The organism is Escherichia coli DSM 30083 = JCM 1649 = ATCC 11775 (assembly GCF_003697165.2).
In the GTDB taxonomy this organism is placed as follows: Bacteria; Pseudomonadota; Gammaproteobacteria; order Enterobacterales; family Enterobacteriaceae; genus Escherichia; species Escherichia coli.
Window position 1 is genome coordinate 1,846,961 of sequence record NZ_CP033092.2, and the last position, 26,847, is coordinate 1,873,807.

Consider the following 26,847-nt stretch of genomic DNA (forward strand, 5'->3'; position numbering starts at 1 on the left):
ATATGACTAACCTGTTTGTTCGTAGCGGAATTTCTTTTGTCGATCGTAGCGAAGTTTTAACCCATATCGGTAATGAGATGCTCGCGAAAGGTGTGGTTCATGATACCTGGCCACAGGCATTAATTACCAGAGAAGCAGAATTCCCTACCGGGATAATGCTTCAGCAGCACGCCATTGCAATACCGCATTGTGAGGCGATTCATGCTAAGTCGTCAGCCATTTATCTGTTAAGGCCAACAAATAAAGTTCATTTTCAGCAAGCGGATGATGATAACGACGTGGCGGTATCGTTGGTTATTGCGTTGATTGTGGAAAATCCGCAGCAGCAATTGAAACTTTTACGCTGTTTATTTGGCAAGTTACAACAGCCCGATATCGTCGAGACACTAATCACTCTTCCTGAAACCCAGTTAAAGGAATACTTCACAAAGTATGTTTTAGATTCAGACGAATAAATCCCTCTGTAACAATAAAAAGGACTATTTATGAAACGCAAAATTATTGTCGCTTGCGGAGGCGCGGTTGCGACCTCTACGATGGCGGCGGAAGAAATTAAAGAGTTGTGTCAGAGTCATAATATTCCTGTTGAATTAATCCAGTGTCGGGTTAATAAAATAGAAACCTATATGGATGGCGTGCATTTGATATGCACCACTGCCAGGGTGGATCGTAGTTTTGGCAATATTCCGTTAGTTCACGGCATGCCTTTTGTTTCTGGTGTCGGTATCGAAGCATTACAAAATAAAATTCTGACTATCTTACAGGGGTGACCTATGTTTTCAGAAGTCATGCGTTATATTCTCGACCTCGGCCCTACGGTGATGCTGCCGATTGTCATCATTATTTTTTCTAAAATATTAGGCATGAAGGCAGGCGATTGCTTTAAAGCAGGTCTGCATATCGGGATTGGCTTTGTTGGTATTGGCCTTGTGATTGGCTTAATGCTGGATTCCATTGGCCCGGCGGCGAAAGCGATGGCGGAAAATTTTGACCTGAATCTGCATGTGGTCGATGTCGGTTGGCCGGGCTCTTCACCAATGACCTGGGCGTCGCAAATTGCGCTGGTGGCGATTCCGATTGCGATTCTGGTTAACGTGGCGATGCTACTGACCCGTATGACGCGGGTGGTAAATGTTGATATCTGGAATATCTGGCATATGACCTTCACCGGCGCATTGCTGCATCTGGCAACCGGTTCATGGATGATAGGGATGGCGGGTGTGGTAATTCACGCGGCGTTTGTTTATAAGCTCGGCGACTGGTTTGCCCGCGATACTCGAAATTTCTTTGAGCTGGAAGGCATTGCTATTCCGCACGGTACGTCGGCGTATCTGGGGCCAATTGCGGTGCTGGTGGATGCTATCATCGAGAAAATCCCAGGCGTTAACCGTATTAAATTTAGCGCCGACGATATTCAGCGCAAATTTGGCCCATTTGGCGAACCTGTCACCGTGGGCTTTGTGATGGGGCTGATTACCGGCATCCTCGCGGGTTACGATGTCAAAGGTGTATTGCAGCTGGCGGTAAAAACGGCGGCAGTTATGCTGCTGATGCCACGGGTGATTAAACCCATCATGGATGGTTTAACGCCCATCGCTAAGCAGGCCCGTAGTCGTTTACAGGCGAAGTTCGGCGGTCAGGAGTTCCTGATTGGCCTTGATCCGGCGTTGCTGCTGGGGCATACGGCGGTGGTATCGGCAAGCCTGATTTTTATCCCTCTCACCATTTTAATTGCTGTTTGTGTTCCGGGTAATCAGGTGCTGCCGTTTGGCGATCTTGCAACTATCGGCTTCTTTGTGGCGATGGCAGTTGCCGTGCATCGTGGAAATCTGTTCCGCACCTTAATCTCGGGTGTCATCATTATGAGCATCACCCTGTGGATCGCGACGCAAACTATTGGTTTGCACACCCAACTGGCGGCTAATGCTGGGGCGTTAAAAGCCGGGGGCATGGTGGCTTCAATGGATCAGGGCGGTTCTCCCATTACCTGGTTACTGATTCAGGTTTTCTCCCCGCAAAATATTCCCGGTTTCATTATTATCGGTGCCATTTATCTTACCGGTATTTTCATGACCTGGCGTAGAGCGCGTGGCTTTATTAAACAAGAGAAAGCCGTTCTCGCAGAATAATTTTTACCTGAGGGGGAGGTTATCCCCCTTAATAATCAGGAGTTTTTATGAAATCAGTGGTGAATGATACTGATGGTATCGTGCGCGTTGCAGAAAGCGTCATTCCTGAAATTAAACATCAGGATGAGGTGCGGGTAAAAATTGCCAGCTCGGGCTTATGTGGTTCCGATTTACCCAGGATATTTAAAAATGGTGCACATTATTATCCAATAACGTTAGGTCATGAATTTAGCGGCTATATTGATGCGGTGGGATCCGGTGTTGATGATTTACACCCTGGCGATGTGGTTGCCTGTGTGCCGTTATTACCCTGTTTTACTTGTCCAGAGTGTTTGAAAGGGTTTTATTCCCAGTGCGCAAAATATGATTTTATTGGCTCGCGGCGTGATGGTGGACTTGCTGAATATATTGTCGTTAAGCGAAAAAATGTCTTTGCTCTACCCACGGATATGCCTATTGAGGATGGGGCTTTTATTGAGCCGATTACCGTTGGCCTGCATGCTTTTCATTTAGCGCAAGGTTGTGAGAATAAAAACGTTATTATTATTGGTGCCGGAACCATTGGCCTGCTGGCTATTCAGTGCGCTGTCGCGCTGGGAGCAAAGAGTGTGACGGCTATCGACATTAGCTCAGAAAAACTGGCACTGGCAAAATCTTTCGGTGCGATGCAAACATTTAACAGCCTTGAAATGAGCGCGCCGCAAATGCAGGGCGTTTTACGCGAGCTGCGCTTTAATCAGCTTATCCTCGAGACGGCTGGCGTCCCGCAAACTGTCGAACTGGCGGTAGAGATTGCCGGGCCTCATGCCCAGCTGGCGCTGGTGGGCACGTTGCATCAGGATCTGCATTTAACATCGACAACGTTTGGCAAAATATTACGTAAAGAGCTGACGGTTATCGGCAGTTGGATGAACTACTCCAGCCCTTGGCCGGGGCAGGAGTGGGAAACGGCGAGCCGGTTGCTGACAGAACGTAAGTTAAGCCTGGAGCCATTAATCGCTCACCGTGGAAGCTTTGAAAGCTTCGCCCAGGCGGTGCGTGACATCGCTCGTAATGCTATGCCGGGCAAAGTGTTGCTCATTCCCTGAAACCGCGGGCCAGCGTGATGCTGGCCCGGTATTGTGCAAAACAGATCATTCACCAATGGTCCCCCTTCGTTTACACTAGCCACAATTGAATATGGGTAAATGACGATGAATTCATTCGAGCGAAGGAATAAGATCATCCAATTAGTGAATGAACAGGGAACCGTGCTTGTTCAGGATCTGGCGGGAGTATTTGCTGCCTCGGAAGCGACAATCCGTGCCGATTTGCGCTTTCTCGAACAAAAAGGCGTGGTTACGCGCTTTCATGGCGGTGCGGCGAAAATAATGTCCGGTAATAGTGAAACCGAGACCCAGGAAGTTGGGTTTAAAGAGCGATTTCAGCTCGCCAGTGCGCCAAAAAACAGAATAGCGCAGGCGGCAGTCAAAATGATCCACGAAGGGATGACCGTTATTCTCGACAGCGGAAGTACCACAATGCTTATCGCCGAAGGTTTAATGACCGCCAAAAATATCACGGTGATTACCAACAGTCTCCCGGCGGCGTTTGCCCTTTCCGAAAATAAAGACATTACTCTGGTCGTCTGCGGTGGCACGGTCCGCCATAAAACGCGATCTATGCATGGATCTATTGCTGAACGTTCCCTGCAGGATATTAATGCCGATTTAATGTTTGTCGGTGCTGATGGTATTGATGCGGTTAATGGTATTACGACCTTTAATGAAGGTTATTCCGTTAGCGGTGCGATGGTGACAGCGGCGAATAAAGTGATTGCCGTTCTCGATTCATCGAAATTTAACCGTCGCGGTTTTAATCAGGTACTGCCAATCGAAAAAATTGACATTATTATTACCGATGATGCTGTGTCTGAGGTGGATAAACTGGCATTGCAGAAGACACGGGTAAAATTAATTACGGTGTAGTATTGTTCTGTATGCCGGATGAGGTGTTTACACCGCATCCGGCATTACGGATTCTCTCTGGTTCAACAGAGAATAGTTTTATTAACGCAACAATGGACAATCTGGTGGTAATCGACAACGCAACGCCGCCGGAAGTATTTCAATATGGAAGTTTTGCCCACTCAACGGTTCGCCATCAAGATTAAAAGTGATTTCGTGTGGGGCTTGTATATCAAACCACGACGAAGCACCTTCGATAATATTCGGGTTATCTTCGTCAGATTTTAAGGTTGATACGAGAGTCGGAATAATTTCATCGCCGGTAAAAATGCGCAGTTGCAGCAAGCCATCGTTAATTAATGCGTTCGGGCACAATTGTTGACCGCCACCGGCCTGACGCCCGTTACCAATACCAATGACCAGGGCGTCACCTTGCCAGTGAAAGTTTTCACCGCGGATCTCACAACGGTCCGGTTGCAGAGTATCCATGCGCATTAAGCCATGAATGATGTAAGAGACGCCACCCAGCGCGGCTTTTAATTTTTCCGGCGTTTCTGTGGTAATACGCGTCCCAAATCCGCCTGTCGCCATATTAATAAAACAGGTTTGTTTATTGACCTGCGCCATATCTATCGCAATGGCGTTACCGGCAATTGCCAGTTTCAGCGCCTTATCCAGTGCCTCAGGAATCCCTACACTGGTGGCAAAATCATTGGCGGTTCCTAATGGTAAAATTCCCAGCGCGGGTATGTCATCCCCCTCACACTGAATCAACGCCGTAGAAACTTCATTAATGGTGCCATCGCCACCACCGGCAATCACCGTTGCGACGCCCAACTTCCGTGCCTCCTCTACATATCGTGCGGCATCGCCTTTCTCCCAGGTGACCCGCACATGGATCGTCATTCCTTCCTCACGCAACAGCATAATTGCTTCGCGCAAGGGTAGATTGTCAGTACTTTTGCCATTAAGAATCAGTAAGCTGGCGGGAAATTCTGCCATGATCGTATGTGCCTTTATGATTGGTCTGTAGATAGTGTAGAGCAGAAAAGAAAAGGTGGAGTCAGAACAGGATGAAAGTCGGAGGATAAAAAGTCAGTTCAAGTATGGAGGATTCAGTGGTTACCACCAGGAGCTTGCAATGGGAACAGCGAATATTAACGGTAGCCACCAGTAAATTTGAAAAAAGAGCAAATATCTAATATTCAACTAAATAGTGGCATCTTAAATATACTATTCAAAATATATTTAAGCCCCCCATAGGGTTACCCGGAAGGGCCACCATGTCTGTAATTCCTACTTATGTAGGAAATGTTGTACAGAACATTTATTATAATCCTATTCAATTATAATAATCATGCCATTATTATATTTAAACACTAGAGAGTGTCGTTGGTATTTAATGGGGGAAGGTGAGATGAAAAAGATAGCTGCTATATCATTAATTAGTGTTTTTCTTATGTCTGGGTGTGCTGTACATAATGATGAGACAAGTATCGGTAAATTTGGTCTTGCATATAAAAGTAATATTCAGCGTAAACTCGATAACCAATACTACACCGAAGCCGAAGCTTCTTTAGCCAGGGGTAGAATATCTGGTGCAGAAAATATAGTAAAAAATGATGCAGTTCATTTCTGTGTTACTCAGGGCAAAAAAATGCAGATAGTTGACCTGAAGACAGAAGGTGCAGGATTACATGGCGTCGCTCGTCTGACATTCAAATGTGGAGAGTGAGAATAGATTCAAGACTACCATGCACATATTTATTTTATCTGTGATGGGATATTCTTCAACACCATTATTGAATGTGAGTAATAATGACAAACAGATAGATGAAACTAAAGCAGAATTTTTATTTTATGCAGCCATCAGAAAATGATGTCAAAAATGTTCCAATGCTTTAGGTTCATTTTTTGGTAAGCGTCAAACATGCGCGTTCTGGCTGTGCGTAACCGGAACCTGTGCGAGCACGATGTCGATAAGTGAAAAGCATCGTGCTATGAAGGAGGATTCTATCGATGTGGTCAATGGAAGACGGTGACCAGGGATAGGGCTTATGCATAAAAAATAAGCCCGTGTAAGGGAGATTTAGGGTGTCACCAGTAGGGGCTTTCAACGGTACAATGCGGGTTTGAGCGGCATAAATTACCACTGAAAGCCCTTAAACGTTACTCTACTGTGGACACTGTGTGGACACTCTCGGCCTCAGTACCACCTCTTAGCGGATTAAGAGAAATGGCGTCCTGAAGGTACTCTGGCGCAAAATGAGCGTAAACCATAGTTTGCTCAATCCGCGTGTGACCTAGTATCCGTTGTAGCGTGATAATACTTCCTCCATTAATCATGAAATGAGTGGCAAAGCTGTGCCTTAGTGCATGTGTGGCTTGCCCCATTGGCAAATCCGGTTTTATTGCTTTCATTGTTCGTCTGAAGCGAGGGTAATCAGCATCAGGGAATAAAAAACCTCGTTTGTTATCCGCGATCATTTTGGCAACAGCCTCTGAAATCGGGACGGTGCGTGGTTTGTTTGTTTTCGTTTTAACAAACGTGACGCGGTTATGGATGATATTTTCTGCTTTCAAACGAGCTGCTTCTCCCCAACGTGCTCCTGTACTCAGGCAAAGAATCGCAATCTTTTTATTGTCGCCGTCAAGTGCTGCAAGCAGTAAGGCAATTTCTTCCTGTGTGAGATAGCCTGTTTCTGGTTTTTCCTCCTTAAGCCTCTTTGTCCCTCTGATAGGGTGCTCACCAAAGAATAACTCCGCTTCAATCAGGGCTGTAAACATGCCGCTAATACATGTTAAATCACGATTGATACTCGAAGGTTTAATACCCTGGCTTCTTCGGGTGGCGCAGTACTGGCTGATAAGGGATTTCGTGATTTGAAATGCGCATGGGTCATTCGTTATTTTTGTGAAGATTTCAATTTTTCCAAGATTAGATTTCCCATGCTCTTCGTGTTTACCCTTTAAATCCCACCAGATCTGTGTCAGTTCCGACAGACGTCGTTTGTCTGTTGGTTTTGATAGCCATTCTTTATTGTGGTGGTTGTACAACGTGTATTTTTCGAAAGCGACAGCTTCGCTTTTCTTATCAAACTTCCTACGGATGCGTTTTCCGTTACGTCCAGTAGGGCGGATGTCCACTTCATATCGACCATCATCGAGTTTTTTGATTGCCATCAGAAAACCCTCCGAGTGGTACTTTTTTTTGCTACTACTAATCGCTTTTTTCGTGGTGGCTGAAATTTAGCCACCAATAGTAGGCACTTGTGATGAATATATTCACGATAAATTGTTAACCAGTCTTTTGACCGGAGTGGGGCGACGTTGTTTCGTTTTGCCCAAAGTGTGCGAGAGCGGGCGCAATTTGCCCGGACTCAGGAGCGACCTGATTGGTCATGAACCATAAAGTGTATTTGGTGAATTGTGGGGTCTGCAGGATGTTCATCATGACATCTGTTGGAGGTGTTGAACGACCACTTTCATAGTAACTCAGCGTGCCATACGGAACCCCTGTTAAATCAGCAAGTTGTTGTCTGCTCAAATACTCTGATTTTCGCATTAAGACTATCTTCTCGCTTATCGTGTTTGACATGGTGTTTAGATCTCAATAGTATTTAGTTTAGATGTAGATTGTTTAGTGCTTGGATGTGGGCACTAAAAGGCATTATAAGGCATTAAACGCAATTCATGAGGGCTGGGGGACGACATGAGCAAGCAAGTAACACTCATGACTGATGCGATTCCTTATCAGGAGTTCGCAAAACTAATAGGAAAATCGACAGGAGCGGTTCGTCGGATGATCGATAAAGGAAAGCTGCCTGTAATTGATATGACCGATCCACAATCAGCTTCAGGTCGTGCAGGTGAATATTGGGTATACCTTCCGGCATGGAATAACGGACTAAAACTGGCTTATGAAAGCCGCCCTAAAGAGATTCGTGACGGCTGGTTGATGTGGTTAGGTCTCGGTGAACCACGTTAAGGAGAACCGTATGAACGAGCCTCGTTGTATTGCTCAGTTATTGCGTAACGAAAGCCCCAGGGCGATTGACTTCACCATCACCCACGGTAAGGGGCGTAAGGGAATCATTATCCGCACCAAAAAACAGAGTCCGTTAAAAAAGGCTCTGACCTTTCTGAAAAGCCGGAGGGTATGGAAATGACAGTGATGACGCTCAATCTCGTTGAAAAACAGCCAGCAGCTATGCGCCGGATAATTGGTAAGCATCTTGCCGTTCCTCGCTGGCAGGATACATGTGATTATTATAATCAGATGATGGAGCGCGAACGGCTAACGGTTTGCTTTCATGCGCAGTTAAAACAGCGTCACGCAACGATGCGTTTTGAAGAAATGAACGACGTCGAACGTGAACGACTGGTATGTGCAATTGATGAGTTGCGTGGGGCATTCTCAAAACGCCGTCAGGTTGGCGCAAGTGAGTATGCATATATTAGTTTTTTAACAGTCAGTCAGCGTCGCACTTTATTTATGCACGCACGACTGACAGAAAAAGAATTTAACCAGCCATACTGGCGAATTAATGAGGAATCATGTTACTGGCGTGATGCTTTATTCCGTGCATTACGTGAATTATTCAGTCTGTTTGAGTATGCACCGACAATTCTGACGTCGGTAAAACCAGAGCAATATCTGCATTAAGTAATTAACCAGAGTTTTTAACGCGCTTAATCGTGCGGGGCTTCTTTTTGCCCGGAGAAAGTCATGCATACAGTTTCTGAAAATCAGTGCGGTAAATACGCATTACTGCTGCAACAGGCCAGAACCGAAGCACAGGCCGACGCTGCGACGCGCTTTTCTTCTCATCTTGACGCCATGATTCGCCATATCACAAAGGCGGAGTTATCCCGCGTGGAGATAGTCGAGCTGCTCAGTCAGGAGTCGGAAAAATTTCACAATATCGGATTGTCTCGCGGGGAGGTACTTTGATGTCCTGTTCTCATTCAGTTGTATTACTGAATAACGCCTTAAAAATCGCCGTTATGAAAAATGGCGATTTGTCTCTTATTCAACTTTGTCTTGATAAAGAAAAACGCGACATCACTGAATCTGTTATCGCGATTTATCAGAATGAATTAAACCTCCTGTCTGATGTGGTCAATTTACTTGTTAAACGCGCTGTATTCCACAAGCAAATTTCCTCAGTGGATGAACTGACAAAATTAACGACAGAACTTGCCAGTTATTGCGCTGATGTATCCAGGAAACTTAACGATAAAAGGAGCTGATAATGCCGGACAACGTAGATTTTATTCAGGAACAACAGGCTGAATTACTGGAGCGCCAGATTAACGCGGCAAGGGTAAAACATTGCGGTGCTTCTGCGCTGGTTTGCGAAGAGTGTGACGCGCCAATACCTGCTGCCCGTCGTGCGGCTTATCCGTCAGCCACGCGTTGTGTTTCCTGTCAGTCAGTCTTTGAAGCAAAAAACAAACATTACCGGAGAACGGCATGAGTATTCGTATTGAAATTGGCGAACGTTATGTCGTTACCAGTGACAGCTTTCAGTTTATTCTCCACGAGAAAAAGAGAGCGGAAAGCGGTAAAAACGCCGGTCAGGAATGGCTGGCGGTGGTTGGTTATTACCCGAAATTAAGCCAGCTCGTTTCCGGCCTGATGCATCACGATATTCTGACCGGAAGCGCAAAGTCTTTTGCTGATTTAAACGCGCAGGTTGAGCAACTCAGCAAGCGTTGTTCAGAGGCTTTTGGCTCATATGGCCGTTAAAGCCTCCGGGCGTTTTGTCCCTCCGTCAGCATTTACCGCAGGCACCGGTAAGACGTTTACCGGTGCTTATGCATGGAACGCGCCACGCGAGGCCGTCGGGCGCGAAAGACCCCTTACACGTGACGAGATGCGTCAGGTGCAAGGTGTTTTATCCACGATTAACCGCCTGCCTTACTTTTTGCGCTCGCTGTTTACTTCACGCTATGACTACATCCGGCGCAATAAAAGCCCGGTGCACGGGTTTTATTTCCTCACATCCACTTTTCAGCGTCGTTTATGGCCGCGCATTGAGCGTGTGAATCAGCGCCATGAAATGAACACCGACGCGTCGTTGCTGTTTCTGGCAGAGCGTGACCATTATGCGCGTCTGCCGGGGATGAATGATAAGGAGCTGAAAAAGTTTGCCGCCCGTATCTCATCGCAGCTTTTCATGATGTATGAGGAACTCTGCGATGCCTGGGTGGATGCGCATGGCGAAAAAGAATCGCTGTTTACGGATGAGGCGCAGGCTCACCTCTATGGTCATGTTGCTGGCGCTGCACGTGCTTTCAATATTTCCCCGCTCTACTGGAAAAAATACCGTAAAGGACAGATGACCACGAGGCAGGCATATTCTGCCATTGCCCGCCTGTTTAACGATGAGTGGTGGATTAGTCAGCTTAAAGGCCAGCGTATGCGCTGGCATGAGGCGTTACTGATTGCTGTCGGGGAGGTCAATAAAGACCGTTCACCTTATGCCAGTAAACATGCCATTCGTGATGTGCGTGCACGCCGCCAGGCAAATCTGGAATTTCTTAAATCGTGTGACCTTGAAAACAGGGAAACCGGCGAACGCATCGACCTTATCAGTAAGGTGATGGGCAGTATTTCTAATCCTGAAATTCGCCGGATGGAGCTGATGAACACCATTGCCGGTATTGAGCGTTACGCCGCCGCAGAGGGTGATGTGGGGATGTTTATCACGCTTACCGCGCCGTCAAAGTATCACCCGACACGTCAGGTCGGAAAAGGCGAAAGTAAAACCGTCCAGCTAAATCACGGCTGGAACGATGAGGCATTTAATCCAAAGGATGCGCAGCGTTATCTCTGCCATATCTGGAGCCTGATGCGCACGGCATTCAAGGATAATGATTTACAGGTCTACGGTTTGCGTGTCGTCGAGCCACACCACGACGGAACGCCGCACTGGCATATGATGCTTTTTTGTAATCCACGCCAGCGTAACCAGATTATCGAAATCATGCGTCGCTATGCGCTCAAAGAGGATGGCGACGAAAGAGGAGCCGCGCGAAACCGTTTTCAGGCAAAACATCTTAACCGGGGCGGTGCTGCGGGGTATATCGCAAAATACATCTCAAAAAACATCGATGGCTATGCACTGGATGGTCAGCTCGATAATGATACCGGCAGGCCGCTGAAAGATACTGCTGCGGCTGTTACCGCATGGGCGTCAACGTGGCGAATTCCGCAATTTAAAACGGTTGGCCTGCCGACAATGGGGGCTTACCGTGAACTACGCAAATTGCCTCGCGGCGTCAGTATTGCTGATGAGTTTGACGAACGCGTCGAGGCTGCTCGCGCTGCCGCAGACAGTGGTGATTTTGCGTTGTATATCAGCGCGCAGGGTGGGGCAAATGTCCCGCGCGATTGTCAGACTGTCAGGGTTGCCCGTAGCCCGTCGGATGACGTTAACGAGTACGAGGAAGAAGTCGAGAGAGTGGTCGGCATTTACGCGCCGCATCTCGGCGCGCGTCATATTCATATCACCAGAACGACGGACTGGCGCATTGTGCCGAAAGTTCCGGTCGTTGAGCCTTTGACTTTAAAAAGCGGCATCGCCGCGCCTCGGAGTCCTGTCAATAACTGTGGAAAGCTCACCGGTGGTGATACTTCGTTACCGGCTCCCACACCTTCTGAGCACGCCGCAGCAGTGCTTAATCTGGTTGATGACGGTGTTATTGAATGGAATGAACCGGAGGTCGTGAGGGCGCTCAGGGGCGCATTAAAATACGACCTGAGAACGCCAAACCGTCAGCAAAGAAACGGAAGCCCGTTAAAACCGCATGAAATTGCACCATCTGCCAGACTGACCAGGTCTGAACGATTGCAAATCACCCGTATCCGCGTTGACCTTGCTCAGAACGGTATCATGCCGCAGCGATGGGAGCTTGAGGCGCTGGCGCGTGGAGCGACCGTAAATTATGACGGGAAAAAATTCACGTATCCGGTCGCTGATGGTTGGGGGGGATTCATAGGGCGCTTTGATTTTTTCTGTGTTTGACATAGAATAGCCCCGTTACCGCTTGGGACATCTACTTTGCATTACTCTTGGTATTAGCTTTGTACAAAGGGTATAAAGGCTGCTATTGGCAACAATAGTGCTGGCATGGAGATTGCCTCATGTTAAAGCTAGTGAATGTACGCCAGTACAACCGCTACCGCTTTGGGCGTTGGGAGACGGTGCGTAAGCACCGTCGTTCTTACCCAAAACGATAATATGCGGCCTAAGCGGTAACGTTTTCCTCTTCTAGTTCGTCCATCATTTTTAAATAATGCATTTCGTCACCAGTAGCTGAAAATATTGTTCTCAATTGTTTTAGGTATTTATCTGGGTCTATGTCGCCCATATCAGTAATATTTACCGCATCAGAGTGAGAACCTCTGTTAATGTATCTGTAGAATGCTTTGAAATCACTGTTGCTATCGTCGCGTGCCAACTTTGTTAATTCATCTTGTAGAGCATCTGTTCTATGAACAAATGCAAAATAATATTCTAGTATGTTTCTCATAATATTCGGTATTATGATTTTGTTTGCTTTGCTGCGTATTTTCATGAAAGGAGATCACTCAATAACTTCCATCGAGATCGGGTAATAACATTTGAACAGATCGCTGAATAACATCGATGGAGATCACTTTTGACTCATTTTGTTATTCAGTGATCTCCATCAATGTTATTGGAACTTCACAGGTGTGTTGATCTGTATCTTTTGCCATTCCGGTAAAGGATACCTATGCCAACAGTTCCAATTTCTATGAGAAAACTTAAAGAAATTCTTAGGCTTAAATACGGTGTTGGACTCAGCCATCGACAAATTGGTCGTAGTCTTGCAATCTCCCCTTCCGTTGTATCCAGATATGCTAATCGGGCGGCTCAACTTGGCATAAAGCAGTGGCCCTTACCTACAGGATGGGATGATACAAAACTAAAACATGCGTTCCTTCAGACCCAGGTTAAGATGAAGAAGCACTCTCTGCCTGACTGGGCTACAGTACACCGGGAACTGCGTAATAAATGCGTGACGCTGCAGCTACTCTGGGAAGAATACTGTGAGCGTAATCCAGGCGGTTTTTACAGCTATAACCATTACTGCCGGATGTACCGTGAATGGCTCAAAACCACTTCACCATCAATGCGTCAGGTACATAAAGCTGGCGAAAAACTTTTCGTTGATTACTGTGGACCTACCGTTGGCGTTACCGACCCTGAGACCGGAGAAATAAGAACTGCTCAGGTCATCGTAGCTGTTCTCGGGGCATCAAGTTACACATGGGCAGAGGCCACCTGGTCTCAGCAGCTTGAAGACTGGGTGATGAGTCATGTTCGCTGCTTCCAGTGGTTGGGTGGCGTTCCTGAACTTGTTGTTCCGGACAATCTGAAAAGCGCCACATCCAGGGCATGTAAGTATGATCCTGACGTTAACCCTACCTACCAGCAGATGCTTGAGCATTATAATGTCGCAGTTTTGCCTGCGCGGCCACGTAAACCGAAAGATAAAGCCAAAGCTGAAGTTGGCGTTCAGGTTGTTGAACGCTGGATCATGGCCCGAATCAGGCATGAGATCTTCTACAGCCTTGCATCGCTTAATCAGCGCATTCGGGAGTTGCTGGAAAGACTGAATAACAAAATAATGCAGAAGTTGGGTTATTCACGTGCAGAACTCTTCATCCAGCTTGATAAACCCGCACTGAAGCCTCTTCCTGAAGCCAGTTACAGTTACACCCTGGTGAAGAAAGTCAGAGTTCATGCCGATTACCACGTGGAAATCGACAAACATTACTACTCGGTTCCATGTTCGCTGTTAGGCCAGCAACTGGAAGCATGGATCTCCGGAGAACTGGTAAGACTCTTCAATCAGGGGCAGGAGGTTGCTGTGCACCCGCGCAAGCGTACTTATGGCTACAGTACCCGCAACGAGCACATGCCTGAAGCTCATCGACAGCATGCCACCTGGACGCCAGAGCGTCTTCTGGAATGGGCGGGGCACATAGGCAGTGAAACTCATAGTTATGTGCTTCATATACTGAACTCTCGTCCACATCCGGAACAAAGCTATCGCTTCTGCCTTGGACTCCTGAACCTTCATAAAAAATACAGTAAAGCCAGACTTAATGCAGCATGTGCAAGAGCTCTGAAAACAAAGGTATGGCGTCTGTCAGGTATTAAATCGATCCTGGAAAAAGGTCTGGATAAACAACCTGTTCAGGATCCAAAACCAGATCTGTTATCCACGATGGAACACGAAAACGTACGCGGCAGTGAGTATTACCACTGATACGGGATCCAATGATGAATCATCTTTACGAACAACTGACCGCACTTAAACTCACCGGCTTCCGTGATGCGCTTAAAAAGCAACTTGCTCAGCCGGGCACATACCAGGAGCTGGGCTTCGAAGAACGCCTGTCATTACTGACAGCAGAAGAACTAACCTGCCGTGAAAACAGGAAGGCAGAGCGTCTGATCAAACATGCACGGTTCAGACTTAATGCTGAGTTATCAAAGCTGGATTATCGTAACAATAGAGGGCTGGACAGGGCCCTCATCCGTTCACTCAGTCAGGGAAACTGGTTAACCCTGAAACAAAATATTTTACTGACCGGGGCCACCGGCAGCGGTAAAACGTTCCTGGCATGTGCACTTGGTCATAATGCCTGCCGACAGGGATACAAGGTCTACTATTATCGCCTTAAAGCGCTGATGGAACAGTGCTATCAGGGGCATGCTGATGGAAGATACAGCAAACTTTTGACCAGGCTGAATAATAGCGATCTGCTGCTTCTGGATGACTGGGGGCTGGAACCTCTCTCATCAGAACAGCGTAGCGACCTGCTGGAAATAGTGGATCTGATGTACCAACGAGGCTCAATCATCGTAGTGAGCCAGTTGCCGGTGGAAAACTGGTACAAAATGATCGGAGACTCCACACATGCGGATGCCATCCTAGATCGACTGGTTCATGGCAGTATCAAGATCGAACTTAAAGGAGAATCAATGCGGAAAATACAATCACCGTTGACCGAAGGAGATCAGTGAAGGTAATTTAAAAACGGTTCTGTGAAAGTGACACGAACCGATCTCCATCGATGTTACTCACCGATCTCCTTCACGGTAATACGCACTTTGCCATCTTTTGCATCTTTTAATATTTGCCACAAAGATTGATATTCATTCTGTATGCTGTTTTTTTGTATTTCAGTAATTATACTAAAATCATTTTTCGTTACTCTACCTAGATAATAGTTTTTCTTAAATAGTTTGTCTTCTCTGCTTTTAGGAGATAGCTTAATAAGTTCATGAAAGAAATAAAGATTGTGAGTAAGGATTAATACCTTCTTTGTTAATTCATTTTTTATAATGTGGTGATGAATAATTGATGCGATGTCGTAGACATAGTTTTGCGATAGACTAGATATTGGATCGTCAATAACAATAAAAATATCCCTGCTATCGGTATCATTTTTATCGGTTTTACCTTTACAGCACTCTAAAAAATAAAGAAACGTTATTAGTGTTTTTTCACCTTCGCTAAGAGATCTATAAACATTTTGGTTTTTTGTATGCCCTGGTCGAGATATAATGTACATATCTTTTCTTTCTGCATGTTTTTCAATACAAAAACCAGAGATCCCTAGATTTTTTAAATGGGTGTTTATTGAGTCTATCGTAGAATCAATGTTAGATATTTTATCTCGCAATGCTTTTATTGTGAGATTATTTTCTTTTCCTTGTTGCTCAATATTATTTAATTCATCATGAACTTTCTTTTTGATATCAAAGAATTTTTCTTTGTGTTTGGATAAATTCTCTAAATCATCGCTGCAAAAAGCATGGAGAGCCCCCCAAACTTGTTTTCCGATTTTATTCTCATACTCTTTGAGTTTTTTAACCTTATCATTTATGTCTCTTATTTTCTTGTTAACAGCGCCTATGCTTTCCTGAACATGATTTTCTAGTTCTTTATCAATTTCTAATGTAACGCATGTTGATGGATTGTTGATCTTATCAATAATGTTTATTAAATTTTTTTCTGCAATGTTTTGCAATATTTTAATATTGGAAATAATGTTCTCTTTATCTTTCTCATTGATTAGTGCACATGATGATATATTGTTTTGTATTTCGTTAAAATGATATATGGTATTTTTCTCATAAACTGACTTTATATCTGAGAGCTGTTTTACTTTCTTTGAATAACTTTCGTCAAATATTGATTTAAGGGCATTTAAAAATTCGTGACTAATAGTTTTTTCCTGACAAAACGGACATGTAGAACCGTCTAAATAATGTTCTTTACCTTTTTTTACCCAGTCAAGATTATGAAGTTTATTAATGGTTTCTGATAAATAGCTATTGCTTGTATCTATTATAGGTGTTGCTAATGTATTTACATCATCAATTGATGGGGTATATGGATGTAAAGGAGTTATTAATGCGGTTTCATTGTTTCTATTTTCTAATAGTATAGAGTATTCTTTTGCTATATCATTTAAATTAATAAAGGTGATTGGTGAGGATGATTTTATCATCTCAAAAAAAGGTCTTTTATAGCCAACTTTACCTTTCATTAAGGTTTTTAGTACAGAGTTTCTGATTGGTTCTGTTTTTTTCCAGATCGATTCGATGTATTCATTTTCTTTTTTTTCCATTTCTGCTTCTAATTTCAATAACACTCCTTTTTTTTGTCTATATTGCTCTGTGAGTTGCTGTTTAATTGCTTCTTTTTCAATTAATTGTTTTTCAATATCTGCATTTTCTTTACTTAATGTAAAAACACCTTTTTGTTCCTGTGCATTATAGAAGTTATCTTCAATAAATTTAGTGTTGTAAACAAGAGGTTTGTAATTGTCAAGAAGGGTACATTCACACTCGTTATAATCTGTGTGTGTAGAGTCGTAGAAATAATTTGAAATGGTAGATTTGCCACAACCATTTTGGCCGTATAGTATGTTTACTCTTTTTTCAAGATTCAGTATTGTGAAGGCGTCTTTCTTATAACTGGTAACATTTTTTAATCTAAGTTCCATTTTTATGCCTCATACGATAAAGCTTTTATTGTATGTAAAAAAGCAGCTTAATATAGCCACTTAGTGGTAAAGATCTACCTTAAGACTTTGATATGTTCAAGAGGCATATAACGTAAGTGTTCGTTGAGCCAAATGTGTTTACGCTATGACGAGTTGGTCGTTTTTTGACAATCCTGTAGGAGCTATAGATAGGCGTATATTAAGTGCGTGTTTTTGCATGTGTCAGATACTATTCTTTTTGTCAGTTTCGGTCAGTGCTGATGTGATTTCAGTTTCATCATGCAACTGCATTAAAACCGCCCCATGAAGCGGGCGGGCGAGGCGGGGAAAGCACTGCGCGCTGGCGGTGGTGCTGATTTTATTTTTTCAGCGTCTCAGCGCGTCGTGACGGCGCTTAGTCTGCCCGTTGAGGCGCTGGTGTGTCTGCGGGGTGTTTTGTGCGGTGGTGAGCGTGTGAGGGCGTGATGACGGGGTGTAAAAAAGCCGCCCGCAGGCGGCGATGTTCAGCCGTTGTCAGTGTCCAGTGAGTAGTTTTTAAAGCGGATGACCTCCTGACCGAGCCAGCCGTTTATTTCCCGAATCCTGTCCTGTAGCGGGATAAGTTCATTGCGGACAAAGACCTTTGCCACTTTCTCAATATCACCCAGAGACCCGACGTTTTCCGGCTTGCCGCCCATCAACTGAAAGGGGATGCGGTGCGCATCCAGCAGGTCAACGGCGCTGGCTTTTTTGATATTAAAAAAATCGTCCTTCGTCGCCACTTCACTGAGCGGGATAATTTTAATGCCGTCGGCTTTCCCCTGTGGGGCATAGAGAAACAGGTTTTTAAAGTTATTGCGGCCTTTCGACTTCACCATGTTTTCGCGAAGCATTTCGATATCGTTGCGGTCCTGCACGGCATCGGTGACGTACATGATGTATCCGGCATGCGCGCCGTTTTCGTAATACTTGCGGCGGAACAGCGTGGCCGACTCATTCAGCCAGGCAGAGTTAAGGGCGCTGAGATATTCCGGCAGGCCGTACAGCTCCTGATTAATATCCGGCTCCAGCAGGTGAAACACGGAACCGGGCGCGAAAGGTGTCGGCTCGTTGAAGGACGGCACCCACCAGTAAACATCCTCCTCCACGCCACGGCGGGTATATTTTGCCGGTGAGGTTTCCAGTCTGATGATCTTACCGGTGGTGCTGTAACGCTTTTCCAGAAACGCATTACCGAACACCAGAAAATCCAGCACAAAGCGGCTGAAATCCTGTTGCGAAAGCCACGGATGCGGGATAAATGTCGAGGCCAGAATATTGCGTTTAACGTAAATCGGTGAGCTGTGATGCACGGCAGCACGCAGGCTTTTCGCCAGACCGGTAAAGCTGACCGGCGGCTCATACCATCTGCCGTTACTGATGCACTCGACGTAATCCAGAATGTCACGGCGGTCGAGTACCGGCACCGGCTCACCAAAGGTGAATGCCTCCATTTTCGGGGCGCTGGCGGTCATTTTTTTTGCCGCAGGTTGCGGTGTTTTCCCTTTTTTCTTGCTCATCAGTAAAACTCCAGAATGGTGGATGTCAGCGGGGGGCTGATACCGGCGGTGAGTGGCTCATTTAACAGGGCGTGCATGGTCGCCCAGGCGAGGTCGGCATGGCTGGCTTCCTCGCTGCGGCTGGCCTCATAAGTGGCGCTGCGTCCGCTGCTGGTCATGGTCTTGCGGATAGCCATAAACGAGCTGGTGATGTCGGTGGCGCTGACGTCATATTCCAGACAGCCACGGCGGATGACGTCTTTTGCCTTGAGCACCATTGCGGTTTTCATTTCCGGCGTGTAGCGGATATCGCGCGCGGCGGGATAGAACGAGCGCACGAGCTGGAACACGCCGACACCGAGGCCGGTGGCATCAATACCGATGTATTCGACGTTGTATTTTTCGGTGAGTTTGCGGATGGATTCCGCCTGAGTGGCAAAGTCCATGCCTTTCCACTGGTGACGCTCAAGTATTCTGAATTTGCCACCGGCCACCACCGGCGGTGCCAGTACCACGCATCCGGCGCTGTCGCCACGGTGTGACGGGTCGTAACCAATCCAGACCGGGCGGGAGCCGAACGGATTGGCGGCAAACGGCGCATAGTCTTCCCATTCTTCCAGCGTGTCGACCATGCAGCGTTGCAGCTCCTCGAACGGGAACACCGACGCCTTGTCGTCAACAAATTCACACATGAACAGGTTTTTAAAATCGTCGGCGCTGTTTTCGCGTTTGAGCTGTTCAATGTCGAACAGCGTGCAGCCACCTTTCAGGGCGTCCTCAATGGTGACAATCTGCCGCCACTGGCCGTCCGCACAGAGAAGCCCACCGGCAAGGGCGTTATGACTGACGTCGATTTCCACGCGTTCGGCGGCGCTGGCGCGTCCCCGGTTGAACAGTTCACCTGACCAGAACGGGTAGGCGTCGTGCGCCAGCGTGGACGGGGTGGAGAAATAGGTCGAGCGCAGGTGACTCTGTGAGGCCATACCTGATGCCACCTTACGCAGTACCTGAAAATTCGGGATCCAGAAAATCTCGTCGACGTACAGGTCGCCGTTATGGCTCTGTGCGGTGTTGGAGTTGGTGCCGAGAAAAATCAGTTTTGCGCCGTTATTGCCCAGGACAATCGGGTCACCGGTCAGGTCAACGTCAACCAGCCGGGCAAAGGCGATGATGTATTCGCGGAACACATACGCCTGCGTTTTACTGGCCGACAGAAAAATCTGGTTATGGCCGGTTTTCAGGGCGCGCAGCAGCGCCTCGCGGGAAAAATAAAACGTCGCGCCAATCTGGCGGGATTTCAGGATATCGCGGATGCGGTGCTCAAGCCCGGCGCGATACCAGTGCAACTGATAGTCGAAAGACTGCTCAAAGAAAATCTGCTCCAGCTTTTCGATGGCCTCGTCACTGAAAAAATTTTTTTTCGGTTTGCGCCGCCCGCCTTTGTTGCGGTTAGCGACGTTCGGATTAAGGTCTGCCTCGTTGCCGGTCTGGCTGTAACGATTTACCCGTGCCAGTCGTTCAATCTGGCGTCCCAGCAGGTCAATTTCCTTGAAGTCACCGCCGGTTTTCTGCGGTTTGATGATGAGCTGGGTCAGCCGCGCTTCCAGGCTCATTTCGACACGGCTGATGGGGGCAACGTTGTCCCAGCCGTCGCGCTGTTTCCAGCTCTGCACTGTCGGGCGTTTCATCTGCAACATGGCGGCAATCTGCGGCACGGAAAATCCCTGCCAGTACAGCAGCGCCGCCTGACGACGCGGGTCGTGTAAAAGAGTGGTGTCTGTGGTGATGGTCATGAATACCTCGCCGTGATGAATACACGGCAAGGCTACTGAGTCGCGCCCTGCGATTCGCTAAGGTGCTGTTGTGTCAGTGATAAGCCATCCGGGACTGATGGCGGAGGATGCGCATCGTCGGGAAACTGATGCCGACATGTGACTCCTCTAATCACTATTCAGGACTCCTGACAATGGCAAAAAAAGTCTCAAAATTCTTTCGTATCGGCGTTGAGGGTGACACCTGTGACGGGCGTGTCATCAGTGCGCAGGATATTCAGGAAATGGCTGAAACCTTTGACCCGCGTGTCTACGGTTGCCGCATTAACCTGGAACATCTGCGCGGCATCCTGCCTGACGGTATTTTTAAACGTTATGGCGATGTGGCCGAACTTAAGGCCGAAAAGATTGACGATGATTCGGCGCTGAAAGGCAAATGGGCGCTGTTTGCGAAAATCACCCCGACCGATGACCTTATCGCGATGAACAAGGCCGCGCAGAAGGTCTACACCTCAATGGAAATTCAGCCGAACTTTGCCAACACCGGCAAATGTTATCTGGTGGGTCTGGCCGTCACCGATGACCCGGCAAGCCTCGGCACGGAATACCTGGAATTCTGCCGCACGGCAAAACACAACCCCCTGAACCGCTTCAAATTAAGCCCTGAAAACCTGATTTCAGTGGCAACGCCTGTTGAGCTGGAATTTGAAGACCTGCCTGAAACAGTGTTCACCGTCCTGACCGAAAAGGTGAAGTCCATTTTTGGCCGCAAACAGGCCAGCGATGATGCCCGTCTGAATGACGTGCATGAAGCGGTGACCGCTGTTGCTGAACATGTGCAGGAAAAACTGAGCGCCACTGAGCAGCGCCTCGCTGAGATGGAAACCGCCTTTTCCGCACTTAAGCAGGAGGTGACTGACAGGGCGGATGAAACCAGCCAGGCATTCACCCGCCTGAAAAACAGTCTCGACCACACCGAAAGTCTGACCCAGCAGCGCCGCAGCAAGGCCACCGGTGGTGGCGGTGACGCCCTGATGACGAACTGCTGACCGGCGTCAGTCAGTCCGGGAAAACCTTCACGATTAACCCTTAATTTCAGGAAAAACTATGCGCCAGGAAACCCGCTTTAAATTTAATGCCTACCTGTCCCGTGTTGCCGAGCTGAACGGCATCGACGCCGGTGATGTGTCGAAAAAATTCACCGTTGAACCGTCGGTCACCCAGACCCTGATGAACACCATGCAGGAGTCCTCTGACTTTCTGACCCGCATCAACATTGTGCCGGTCAGCGAAATGAAAGGGGAAAAAATTGGTATCGGTGTCACCGGCTCCATCGCCAGCACCACCGACACCGCCGGTGGCACCGAGCGTCAGCCGAAGGACTTCTCGAAGCTGGCGTCTAACAAGTACGAATGCGACCAGATTAACTTCGATTTTTATATCCGCTACAAAACGCTGGACCTGTGGGCGCGTTATCAGGATTTCCAGCTCCGTATCCGTAACGCCATTATCAAACGCCAGTCCCTTGATTTCATCATGGCCGGTTTTAACGGCGTGAAGCGTGCAGAAACCTCTGACCGCAACAGTAATCCGATGTTGCAGGATGTGGCGGTCGGCTGGCTGCAGAAATACCGCAATGAAGCCCCGGCGCGTGTGATGAGCAAGGTCACTGACGAGGAAGGTCACACGACCTCTGAGGTCATCCGCGTGGGTAAGGGCGGTGATTATGCCAGCCTTGATGCACTGGTGATGGATGCGACCAACAACCTGATTGAACCGTGGTATCAGGAAGACCCTGACCTTGTGGTGATTGTGGGGCGTCAGCTACTGGCGGACAAGTATTTCCCCATCGTTAACAAGGAGCAGGACAACAGCGAAATGCTGGCCGCTGACGTCATCATCAGCCAGAAACGCATCGGTAACCTGCCGGCGGTACGCGTCCCGTACTTCCCGGCGGATGCGATGCTCATCACGAAGCTGGAAAACCTGTCCATCTACTACATGGATGACAGCCATCGCCGCGTGATTGTGGAAAACCCGAAACTCGACCGCGTGGAGAACTACGAGTCAATGAACATTGATTACGTGGTGGAAGACTACGCCGCCGGTTGTCTGGTGGAAAAAATTAAGGTCGGTGATTTCTCCACACCGGCTAAGGCGACCGCAGAGCCGGGAGCGTAACCGATGACGAGTCCCGCACAGCGCCACATGATGCGGGTCTCGGCAGCGATGACCGCGCAGCGGGAAGCCGCCCCGCTGCGACATGCAACTGTCTATGAGCAGATGCTGGTCAAGCTGGCCGCAGACCAGCGCACACTGAAAGCGATTTATTCAAAAGAGCTGAAGGCCGCGAAAAAGCGCGAACTGCTGCCGTTCTGGTTGCCGTGGGTGAACGGCGTGCTGGAGCAGGGCAAAGGCGCACAGGATGACATTCTGATGACGGTCATGCTGTGGCGTCTGGATACCGGCGATATTGCCGGTGCGCTGGAGATTGCCCGTTATGCCCTGAAATACGGTCTGACCATGCCGGGTAAACACCGCCGCACCCCGCCGTATATGTTCACCGAGGAGGTCGCGCTCGCGGCCATGCGCGCCCACGCGGCCGGTGAGTCTGTGGATACCCGCCTGCTGACGGAGACCCTTGAACTGACTGCCGCTGCTGACATGCCTGATGAAGTGCGCGCAAAGCTGCACAAAATCACCGGTCTGTTTCTGCGTGACGGTGGTGATGCCGCCGGTGCGCTGGCTCACCTGCAACGTGCGACACAGCTCGACTGTCAGGCAGGCGTCAAAAAAGAGATTGAGCGACTGGAGCGGGAGCTGAAACCTAAGCCGGAGCCGCAACCCAAAGCGGCCACCCGTGCCACGCGTAAGACCCGGAGCGTGACACCGGCAAAACGTGGACGCCCGAAAAAGAAAGCCAGTTAACAACCGAATGCGCCCCGCGCCAGGGCGGCACGCCGGTCAGTGAGGGTGAATCACCTGACACTGCACCGGCGTCCACCGCCCGACTTTTCAGAGGTAGTCATGATGACGCTGATTATTCCGCGAAAGGAGGCTCCCGTGTCCGGTGAGGGTACGGTGGTCATCCCGCAACCGGCAGGCGACGAGCCGGTGATTAAAAACACGTTCTTTTTTCCCGATATCGACCCGAAGCGCGTCCGGGAACGTATGCGCCTTGAGCAGACCGTCGCCCCCGCCCGTCTGCGTGAGGCCATCAAGTCAGGCATGGCGGAAACAAATGCGGAGCTGTACGAGTACCGCGAACAGAAAATTGCCGCCGGTTTTACGCGTCTGGCGGACGTTCCGGCGGACGATATCGACGGTGAAAGTATCAAAGTTTTTTACTACGAGCGCGCCGTGTGTGCGATGGCGACCGCGTCGCTTTATGAGCGTTACCGCGGCGTGGATGCCAGTGCGAAAGGAGACAAGAAGGCCGACAGCATTGACAGCACCATTGATGAGCTGTGGCGGGATATGCGCTGGGCAGTGGCGCGCATCCAGGACAAGCCGCGCTGCATCGTGAGTCAAATCTGATGAAGACCTTTGCGCTACAGGGCGACACGCTCGACGCCATTTGTGTCCGGTATTACGGGCGCACTGAGGGCGTGGTTGAGACCGTGCTCGCCGCAAATCCGGGACTGGCTGAACTGGGTGCGGTGCTGCCACATGGCTCCGCCGTCGAACTGCCCGACGTTCAGACCGCGCCCGTGGCTGAAACTGTCAATCTGTGGGAGTAACGCATGACAGCAGAAGAAAAAAGCGTCCTGTCGCTTTTCATGATTGGGGTGCTGATTGTTGTCGGCAAGGTGCTTGCCGGTGGTGAACCCATCACCCCGCGTCTGTTTATCGGGCGCATGTTGCTCGGTGGTTTTGTCTCGATGGTTGCCGGTGTTGTTCTGGTGCAGTTTCCTGACCTGTCACTGCCTGCGGTGTGCGGCATCGGCTCCATGCTGGGTATCGCCGGTTATCAGGTGATTGAGATTGCCATTCAGCGCCGCTTTAAGGGCAGGGGGAAACCGTAATGCCGGTAATTAACACGCATCAGAATATCGCCGCCTTTCTCGACATGCTGGCAGTGTCCGAAGGGACGGCGAACCATCCGCTGACGAAAAACCGGGGCTATGACGTGATAGTCACCGGACTGGACGGAAAGCCGGAAATTTTCACCGACTACAGTGACCACCCGTTCGCGCATGGCCGACCGGCGAAGGTGTTTAACCGTCGCGGTGAAAAATCCACGGCCTCCGGTCGCTATCAGCAGCTTTACCTGTTCTGGCCGCATTACCGCAAACAGCTTGCCCTGCCGGATTTCAGTCCGTTGTCACAGGACAGACTTGCCATTCAGTTGATCCGCGAACGCGGTGCACTGGATGACGTCCGGGCGGGACGTATTGAGCGCGCCATTTCACGCTGTCGCAATATCTGGGCGTCCCTGCCGGGTGCCGGTTACGGTCAGCGTGAGCATTCACTGGAAAAACTGGTCACCGTCTGGCGTACCGCTGGCGGCGTACCGGCTTAAACGGAGTAAACACCATGAAGAAATTATCCCTTTCACTGATGCTGAACGTGTCGCTGGCGCTGATGCTGGCACTGTCCCTGATTTACCCGCAGAGCGTGGCCGTCAGTTTTGTCGCCACCTGGGCGATTCTGGCGACGGTTATCTGTGTGGTTGCCGGTGGTGTCGGCGTGTATGCCACGGAGTATGTGCTGGAACGCTACGGGCGGGAGCTGCCGCCGGAATCGCTGGCCGTGAAGATTGTCACGTCGCTGTTTTTGCAGCCGGTGCCGTGGCGCAGACGGGCGGCGGCTCTGGTGGTGATGGTGGCGACGTTTATCTCGCTGGTCGCTGCCGGGTGGATTTTTACCGCGCTGATTTATCTTGTGGCGTCGCTGTTTTTCCGGCTGATACGTAAAGCCTGTCGTCAGCGTCTTGAGGGGCGGGAACTATGTCAAAGCTGATGATTGTGCTGGTCGTGTTGTTATCGCTGGCGGTGGCCGGTCTGTTTCTGGTGAAACATAAAAATGCCAGCCTGCGCGCCTCGCTGGACAGGGCGAACAACGTCGCCAGTGAACAGCAGACGACCATCACCATGCTGAAAAACCAGCTTCATGTTGCCCTTACCAGGGCAGACAAAAACGAGCTGGCGCAGGTGGCACTGCGTCAGGAACTGGAGAACGCCGCGAAACGTGAAGCACAGCGCGAGAAAACCATCACGAGGTTACTTAATGAAAACGAGGATTTTCGCCGCTGGTATGGCGCTGACCTGCCTGATGCTGTGCGCCGGTTGCACCAGCGTCCGGCCTGCACTGACGCCAGTGATTGTCGCCAACGCCTGCCCGAAAGTGAGCCTTTGCCCGATGCCGGGCAGTGACCCGCAGACGAACGGCGATTTAAGTGCCGATATCCGGCAGCTTGAGAACGCGCTGGCACGCTGTGCCAGCCAGGTAAAAATGATTAAACACTGTCAGGACGAAAACGATGCTCAAACCCGACAGCCTGCGCAGGGCGCTGACTGATGCCGTCACGGTGCTGAAAACTAACCCCGATATGCTGCGGATATTCGTGGATAACGGGAGTATTGCCTCCACACTGGCGACGTCGCTGTCATTCGAAAAGCGTTACACGCTCAATGTCATTGTGACCGACTTTACCGGTGATTTTGACCTGCTCATCGTGCCGGTGCTGGCGTGGCTGCGGGAAAATCAGCCCGACATCATGACCACCGACGAAGGCCAGAAAAAGGGCTTCACGTTTTATGCGGACATCAACAATGACAGCAGCTTTGATATCAGCATCAGCCTGATGCTGACCGAGCGCACGCTGGTCAGTGAGGTTGACGGTGCGCTGCATGTGAAGAATATCCCGGAACCTCCGCCGCCGGAGCCGGTCACCCGCCCGATGGAGCTTTATATCAATGGCGAACTGGTGAGTAAGTGGGATGAATGAGTTTAAGCGTTTTGAAGACCGGCTGACCGGACTGACTGAATCGCTGTCACCGTCAGGGCGTCGGCGACTGAGCTCCGAACTGGCGAAACGTCTGCGGCAGAGTCAGCAGCGCCGGGTGATGGCACAGAAAGCCCCGGACGGCACACCCTACGCACCACGCCAGCAGCAGAGCGCCAGAAAAAAGACCGGTCGCGTTAAGCGAAAAATGTTTGCGAAACTTATCACCAGTCGTTTTTTGCATATTCGCGCCAGCCCGGAACAGGCATCAATGGAGTTTTACGGCGGGAAGTCACCGAAAATTGCCAGCGTGCATCAGTTCGGTCTGTCGGAAGAAAACCGGAAAGACGGTAAGAAAATTGATTATCCGGCGCGTCCTCTGCTCGGCTTTACCGGTGAGGATGTGCAGATGATTGAAGAGATTATCCTGGCTCACCTCGACCGTTAGTTGTGCCATTCCCGACACCTCATCGTCA

General features: G+C 49.0%; 35 protein-coding genes. 28 read left to right on the forward strand and 7 right to left on the reverse strand.

Annotation, left to right across the window (positions count from 1 at the left end):
* The first annotated feature begins 2 nt into the window (after positions 1-2).
* The 5 genes from gatA to EAS44_RS09845 all read left to right on the forward strand — a co-directional run bounded on the left by gatA (position 3) and on the right by EAS44_RS09845 (position 4,096).
* Positions 3-455, forward strand: coding sequence for a PTS galactitol transporter subunit IIA (gatA, locus tag EAS44_RS09825; RefSeq protein ID WP_000182910.1), 453 nt, complete (start codon positions 3-5; stop codon positions 453-455).
* A gap of 30 nt (positions 456-485) precedes the next feature.
* Entirely contained in the window at positions 486-770 is a 285-nt protein-coding gene (gene gatB / locus EAS44_RS09830) for a PTS galactitol transporter subunit IIB (RefSeq protein WP_000823291.1), read from the forward strand.
* 3 nt (positions 771-773) lie between these two features.
* Entirely contained in the window at positions 774-2,129 is a 1,356-nt protein-coding gene (locus tag EAS44_RS09835; protein WP_000490666.1) for a PTS galactitol transporter subunit IIC, read from the forward strand.
* Positions 2,130-2,176: 47 nt separating this feature from the next.
* Positions 2,177-3,217 (forward strand): galactitol-1-phosphate 5-dehydrogenase, encoded by a 1,041-nt coding sequence (gene gatD, locus EAS44_RS09840; RefSeq protein WP_000844241.1) that lies wholly within the window; start codon positions 2,177-2,179, stop codon positions 3,215-3,217.
* Positions 3,218-3,322: 105 nt separating this feature from the next.
* Positions 3,323-4,096, forward strand: coding sequence for a DeoR/GlpR family DNA-binding transcription regulator (locus EAS44_RS09845; protein ID WP_001367074.1), 774 nt, complete (start codon positions 3,323-3,325; stop codon positions 4,094-4,096).
* A gap of 81 nt (positions 4,097-4,177) precedes the next feature.
* On the opposite strand, the gene yegS is transcribed toward EAS44_RS09845, so the two are convergent.
* Positions 4,178-5,077, reverse strand: coding sequence for a lipid kinase YegS (gene yegS / locus EAS44_RS09850; protein ID WP_000807360.1), 900 nt, complete (start codon positions 5,075-5,077; stop codon positions 4,178-4,180).
* A gap of 415 nt (positions 5,078-5,492) precedes the next feature.
* On the opposite strand from yegS, the gene yegR reads away from it, so the two are divergent.
* The gene (yegR, locus tag EAS44_RS09855; protein WP_001350699.1) at positions 5,493-5,810 is read left to right on the forward strand and encodes a protein YegR; all 318 of its coding nucleotides are present in this window, start codon (positions 5,493-5,495) and stop codon (positions 5,808-5,810) included.
* A gap of 434 nt (positions 5,811-6,244) precedes the next feature.
* Here the strand turns inward: yegR and EAS44_RS09860 are convergent, their stop codons facing one another.
* Complete coding sequence (locus EAS44_RS09860) at positions 6,245-7,258, reverse strand: site-specific integrase (RefSeq protein ID WP_000985260.1); 1,014 nt, start codon at positions 7,256-7,258, stop codon at positions 6,245-6,247.
* Between the two features lie 115 nt (positions 7,259-7,373).
* Complete coding sequence (locus tag EAS44_RS09865) at positions 7,374-7,673, reverse strand: helix-turn-helix domain-containing protein (protein WP_001350698.1); 300 nt, start codon at positions 7,671-7,673, stop codon at positions 7,374-7,376.
* A 114-nt stretch (positions 7,674-7,787) separates the two neighbouring features.
* Between EAS44_RS09865 and EAS44_RS09870 the strand changes: the two genes are divergently transcribed.
* The 8 genes from EAS44_RS09870 to EAS44_RS09900 all read left to right on the forward strand — a co-directional run bounded on the left by EAS44_RS09870 (position 7,788) and on the right by EAS44_RS09900 (position 12,108).
* Entirely contained in the window at positions 7,788-8,063 is a 276-nt protein-coding gene (locus EAS44_RS09870) for a regulatory phage cox family protein (RefSeq protein WP_000043869.1), read from the forward strand.
* Between the two features lie 10 nt (positions 8,064-8,073).
* A complete protein-coding gene (locus tag EAS44_RS25100; RefSeq protein ID WP_001005162.1) occupies positions 8,074-8,244 on the forward strand; it encodes a hypothetical protein in 171 nt (56 codons plus the stop codon).
* Positions 8,241-8,741 (forward strand): hypothetical protein, encoded by a 501-nt coding sequence (locus EAS44_RS09875; protein ID WP_000217671.1) that lies wholly within the window; start codon positions 8,241-8,243, stop codon positions 8,739-8,741. The genes EAS44_RS25100 and EAS44_RS09875 overlap by 4 nt, the downstream gene beginning before the upstream one ends.
* A 63-nt stretch (positions 8,742-8,804) precedes the next feature.
* Positions 8,805-9,029: a DUF2732 family protein gene (locus tag EAS44_RS09880; RefSeq protein ID WP_000557703.1), complete on the forward strand. Its 225-nt coding sequence runs from the start codon at positions 8,805-8,807 to the stop codon at positions 9,027-9,029.
* A complete protein-coding gene (locus EAS44_RS09885) occupies positions 9,029-9,328 on the forward strand; it encodes a DUF5405 family protein (protein WP_001277898.1) in 300 nt (99 codons plus the stop codon). Before EAS44_RS09880 ends, EAS44_RS09885 begins: the two co-directional genes overlap by 1 nt.
* Positions 9,329-9,330: 2 nt before the next feature.
* Positions 9,331-9,555, forward strand: coding sequence for a TraR/DksA C4-type zinc finger protein (locus EAS44_RS09890; RefSeq protein WP_001113264.1), 225 nt, complete (start codon positions 9,331-9,333; stop codon positions 9,553-9,555).
* Entirely contained in the window at positions 9,552-9,827 is a 276-nt protein-coding gene (locus EAS44_RS09895) for a DUF5405 family protein (RefSeq protein ID WP_000027664.1), read from the forward strand. Before EAS44_RS09890 ends, EAS44_RS09895 begins: the two co-directional genes overlap by 4 nt.
* The gene (locus EAS44_RS09900; protein WP_000268633.1) at positions 9,817-12,108 is read left to right on the forward strand and encodes a replication endonuclease; all 2,292 of its coding nucleotides are present in this window, start codon (positions 9,817-9,819) and stop codon (positions 12,106-12,108) included. Before EAS44_RS09895 ends, EAS44_RS09900 begins: the two co-directional genes overlap by 11 nt.
* A 223-nt stretch (positions 12,109-12,331) precedes the next feature.
* Here EAS44_RS09900 and EAS44_RS09905 read toward each other — a convergent pair whose 3' ends face one another.
* Entirely contained in the window at positions 12,332-12,661 is a 330-nt protein-coding gene (locus EAS44_RS09905; RefSeq protein ID WP_029130957.1) for an AAA family ATPase, read from the reverse strand.
* Between the two features lie 180 nt (positions 12,662-12,841).
* Between EAS44_RS09905 and istA the strand changes: the two genes are divergently transcribed.
* Entirely contained in the window at positions 12,842-14,383 is a 1,542-nt protein-coding gene (gene istA, locus EAS44_RS09910) for an IS21-like element ISEc12 family transposase (protein ID WP_001298859.1), read from the forward strand.
* 14 nt (positions 14,384-14,397) lie between these two features.
* The gene (gene istB, locus EAS44_RS09915) at positions 14,398-15,144 is read left to right on the forward strand and encodes an IS21-like element ISEc12 family helper ATPase IstB (RefSeq protein WP_001016257.1); all 747 of its coding nucleotides are present in this window, start codon (positions 14,398-14,400) and stop codon (positions 15,142-15,144) included.
* A 53-nt stretch (positions 15,145-15,197) separates the two neighbouring features.
* Here the strand turns inward: istB and EAS44_RS09920 are convergent, their stop codons facing one another.
* The 3 genes from EAS44_RS09920 to EAS44_RS09930 form a co-directional block, all read right to left on the reverse strand.
* Positions 15,198-17,135, reverse strand: a complete 1,938-nt coding sequence (locus tag EAS44_RS09920; RefSeq protein ID WP_077759295.1) for an AAA family ATPase — start codon at positions 17,133-17,135, stop codon at positions 15,198-15,200.
* Between the two features lie 503 nt (positions 17,136-17,638).
* A complete protein-coding gene (locus EAS44_RS09925; RefSeq protein ID WP_000038157.1) occupies positions 17,639-18,673 on the reverse strand; it encodes a phage portal protein in 1,035 nt (344 codons plus the stop codon).
* A complete protein-coding gene (locus tag EAS44_RS09930) occupies positions 18,673-20,445 on the reverse strand; it encodes a terminase ATPase subunit family protein (RefSeq protein WP_025857357.1) in 1,773 nt (590 codons plus the stop codon). The genes EAS44_RS09925 and EAS44_RS09930 overlap by 1 nt, the downstream gene beginning before the upstream one ends.
* Positions 20,446-20,618: 173 nt before the next feature.
* On the opposite strand from EAS44_RS09930, the gene EAS44_RS09935 reads away from it, so the two are divergent.
* From EAS44_RS09935 to EAS44_RS09990, 12 genes are all read left to right on the forward strand, one after another.
* On the forward strand, positions 20,619-21,473 hold the full coding sequence (locus EAS44_RS09935; protein WP_001085959.1) for a GPO family capsid scaffolding protein: 855 nt from the start codon (positions 20,619-20,621) through the stop codon (positions 21,471-21,473).
* Positions 21,474-21,531: 58 nt separating this feature from the next.
* Complete coding sequence (locus EAS44_RS09940) at positions 21,532-22,605, forward strand: phage major capsid protein, P2 family (RefSeq protein WP_001248549.1); 1,074 nt, start codon at positions 21,532-21,534, stop codon at positions 22,603-22,605.
* A 3-nt stretch (positions 22,606-22,608) separates the two neighbouring features.
* Positions 22,609-23,352, forward strand: coding sequence for a terminase endonuclease subunit (locus EAS44_RS09945; RefSeq protein WP_000203455.1), 744 nt, complete (start codon positions 22,609-22,611; stop codon positions 23,350-23,352).
* Between the two features lie 99 nt (positions 23,353-23,451).
* Positions 23,452-23,961, forward strand: a complete 510-nt coding sequence (locus EAS44_RS09950) for a head completion/stabilization protein (RefSeq protein ID WP_000988633.1) — start codon at positions 23,452-23,454, stop codon at positions 23,959-23,961.
* Positions 23,961-24,164, forward strand: coding sequence for a tail protein X (locus tag EAS44_RS09955; RefSeq protein ID WP_000846408.1), 204 nt, complete (start codon positions 23,961-23,963; stop codon positions 24,162-24,164). Before EAS44_RS09950 ends, EAS44_RS09955 begins: the two co-directional genes overlap by 1 nt.
* A 3-nt stretch (positions 24,165-24,167) precedes the next feature.
* A complete protein-coding gene (locus EAS44_RS09960) occupies positions 24,168-24,449 on the forward strand; it encodes a phage holin family protein (protein WP_000123123.1) in 282 nt (93 codons plus the stop codon).
* On the forward strand, positions 24,449-24,946 hold the full coding sequence (locus EAS44_RS09965) for a glycoside hydrolase family 104 protein (protein WP_001144105.1): 498 nt from the start codon (positions 24,449-24,451) through the stop codon (positions 24,944-24,946). The genes EAS44_RS09960 and EAS44_RS09965 overlap by 1 nt, the downstream gene beginning before the upstream one ends.
* Positions 24,947-24,960: 14 nt before the next feature.
* Entirely contained in the window at positions 24,961-25,386 is a 426-nt protein-coding gene (locus EAS44_RS09970; protein WP_000736608.1) for a DNZ54_00345 family protein, read from the forward strand.
* A complete protein-coding gene (gene lysB / locus EAS44_RS25535; protein ID WP_000040663.1) occupies positions 25,374-25,799 on the forward strand; it encodes an Rz-like lysis system protein LysB in 426 nt (141 codons plus the stop codon). Before EAS44_RS09970 ends, lysB begins: the two co-directional genes overlap by 13 nt.
* Entirely contained in the window at positions 25,681-25,944 is a 264-nt protein-coding gene (lysC, locus tag EAS44_RS25355) for an Rz1-like lysis system protein LysC (protein WP_223155667.1), read from the forward strand. The genes lysB and lysC overlap by 119 nt, the downstream gene beginning before the upstream one ends.
* Complete coding sequence (locus tag EAS44_RS09985) at positions 25,907-26,374, forward strand: phage tail protein (RefSeq protein WP_000917155.1); 468 nt, start codon at positions 25,907-25,909, stop codon at positions 26,372-26,374. Before lysC ends, EAS44_RS09985 begins: the two co-directional genes overlap by 38 nt.
* Positions 26,367-26,819: a phage virion morphogenesis protein gene (locus EAS44_RS09990; RefSeq protein ID WP_001001811.1), complete on the forward strand. Its 453-nt coding sequence runs from the start codon at positions 26,367-26,369 to the stop codon at positions 26,817-26,819. Before EAS44_RS09985 ends, EAS44_RS09990 begins: the two co-directional genes overlap by 8 nt.
* Positions 26,820-26,847: the final 28 nt, after the last annotated feature.

Coding starts and splice junctions, on each gene's coding strand:
- gatA (WP_000182910.1), top strand. CDS start 3: ATGACTAACCTGTTTGTTCGTAGCGGAATTTCTTTTGTCGATCGTAGC.
- gatB (WP_000823291.1), top strand. CDS start 486: ATGAAACGCAAAATTATTGTCGCTTGCGGAGGCGCGGTTGCGACCTCT.
- EAS44_RS09835 (WP_000490666.1), top strand. CDS start 774: ATGTTTTCAGAAGTCATGCGTTATATTCTCGACCTCGGCCCTACGGTG.
- gatD (WP_000844241.1), top strand. CDS start 2,177: ATGAAATCAGTGGTGAATGATACTGATGGTATCGTGCGCGTTGCAGAA.
- EAS44_RS09845 (WP_001367074.1), top strand. CDS start 3,323: ATGAATTCATTCGAGCGAAGGAATAAGATCATCCAATTAGTGAATGAA.
- yegS (WP_000807360.1), bottom strand. CDS start 5,077: ATGGCAGAATTTCCCGCCAGCTTACTGATTCTTAATGGCAAAAGTACT.
- yegR (WP_001350699.1), top strand. CDS start 5,493: ATGAAAAAGATAGCTGCTATATCATTAATTAGTGTTTTTCTTATGTCT.
- EAS44_RS09860 (WP_000985260.1), bottom strand. CDS start 7,258: ATGGCAATCAAAAAACTCGATGATGGTCGATATGAAGTGGACATCCGC.
- EAS44_RS09865 (WP_001350698.1), bottom strand. CDS start 7,673: ATGTCAAACACGATAAGCGAGAAGATAGTCTTAATGCGAAAATCAGAG.
- EAS44_RS09870 (WP_000043869.1), top strand. CDS start 7,788: ATGAGCAAGCAAGTAACACTCATGACTGATGCGATTCCTTATCAGGAG.
- EAS44_RS25100 (WP_001005162.1), top strand. CDS start 8,074: ATGAACGAGCCTCGTTGTATTGCTCAGTTATTGCGTAACGAAAGCCCC.
- EAS44_RS09875 (WP_000217671.1), top strand. CDS start 8,241: ATGACAGTGATGACGCTCAATCTCGTTGAAAAACAGCCAGCAGCTATG.
- EAS44_RS09880 (WP_000557703.1), top strand. CDS start 8,805: ATGCATACAGTTTCTGAAAATCAGTGCGGTAAATACGCATTACTGCTG.
- EAS44_RS09885 (WP_001277898.1), top strand. CDS start 9,029: ATGTCCTGTTCTCATTCAGTTGTATTACTGAATAACGCCTTAAAAATC.
- EAS44_RS09890 (WP_001113264.1), top strand. CDS start 9,331: ATGCCGGACAACGTAGATTTTATTCAGGAACAACAGGCTGAATTACTG.
- EAS44_RS09895 (WP_000027664.1), top strand. CDS start 9,552: ATGAGTATTCGTATTGAAATTGGCGAACGTTATGTCGTTACCAGTGAC.
- EAS44_RS09900 (WP_000268633.1), top strand. CDS start 9,817: ATGGCCGTTAAAGCCTCCGGGCGTTTTGTCCCTCCGTCAGCATTTACC.
- EAS44_RS09905 (WP_029130957.1), bottom strand. CDS start 12,661: ATGAAAATACGCAGCAAAGCAAACAAAATCATAATACCGAATATTATG.
- istA (WP_001298859.1), top strand. CDS start 12,842: ATGCCAACAGTTCCAATTTCTATGAGAAAACTTAAAGAAATTCTTAGG.
- istB (WP_001016257.1), top strand. CDS start 14,398: ATGAATCATCTTTACGAACAACTGACCGCACTTAAACTCACCGGCTTC.
- EAS44_RS09920 (WP_077759295.1), bottom strand. CDS start 17,135: ATGGAACTTAGATTAAAAAATGTTACCAGTTATAAGAAAGACGCCTTC.
- EAS44_RS09925 (WP_000038157.1), bottom strand. CDS start 18,673: ATGAGCAAGAAAAAAGGGAAAACACCGCAACCTGCGGCAAAAAAAATG.
- EAS44_RS09930 (WP_025857357.1), bottom strand. CDS start 20,445: ATGACCATCACCACAGACACCACTCTTTTACACGACCCGCGTCGTCAG.
- EAS44_RS09935 (WP_001085959.1), top strand. CDS start 20,619: ATGGCAAAAAAAGTCTCAAAATTCTTTCGTATCGGCGTTGAGGGTGAC.
- EAS44_RS09940 (WP_001248549.1), top strand. CDS start 21,532: ATGCGCCAGGAAACCCGCTTTAAATTTAATGCCTACCTGTCCCGTGTT.
- EAS44_RS09945 (WP_000203455.1), top strand. CDS start 22,609: ATGACGAGTCCCGCACAGCGCCACATGATGCGGGTCTCGGCAGCGATG.
- EAS44_RS09950 (WP_000988633.1), top strand. CDS start 23,452: ATGATGACGCTGATTATTCCGCGAAAGGAGGCTCCCGTGTCCGGTGAG.
- EAS44_RS09955 (WP_000846408.1), top strand. CDS start 23,961: ATGAAGACCTTTGCGCTACAGGGCGACACGCTCGACGCCATTTGTGTC.
- EAS44_RS09960 (WP_000123123.1), top strand. CDS start 24,168: ATGACAGCAGAAGAAAAAAGCGTCCTGTCGCTTTTCATGATTGGGGTG.
- EAS44_RS09965 (WP_001144105.1), top strand. CDS start 24,449: ATGCCGGTAATTAACACGCATCAGAATATCGCCGCCTTTCTCGACATG.
- EAS44_RS09970 (WP_000736608.1), top strand. CDS start 24,961: ATGAAGAAATTATCCCTTTCACTGATGCTGAACGTGTCGCTGGCGCTG.
- lysB (WP_000040663.1), top strand. CDS start 25,374: ATGTCAAAGCTGATGATTGTGCTGGTCGTGTTGTTATCGCTGGCGGTG.
- lysC (WP_223155667.1), top strand. CDS start 25,681: ATGGCGCTGACCTGCCTGATGCTGTGCGCCGGTTGCACCAGCGTCCGG.
- EAS44_RS09985 (WP_000917155.1), top strand. CDS start 25,907: ATGCTCAAACCCGACAGCCTGCGCAGGGCGCTGACTGATGCCGTCACG.
- EAS44_RS09990 (WP_001001811.1), top strand. CDS start 26,367: ATGAATGAGTTTAAGCGTTTTGAAGACCGGCTGACCGGACTGACTGAA.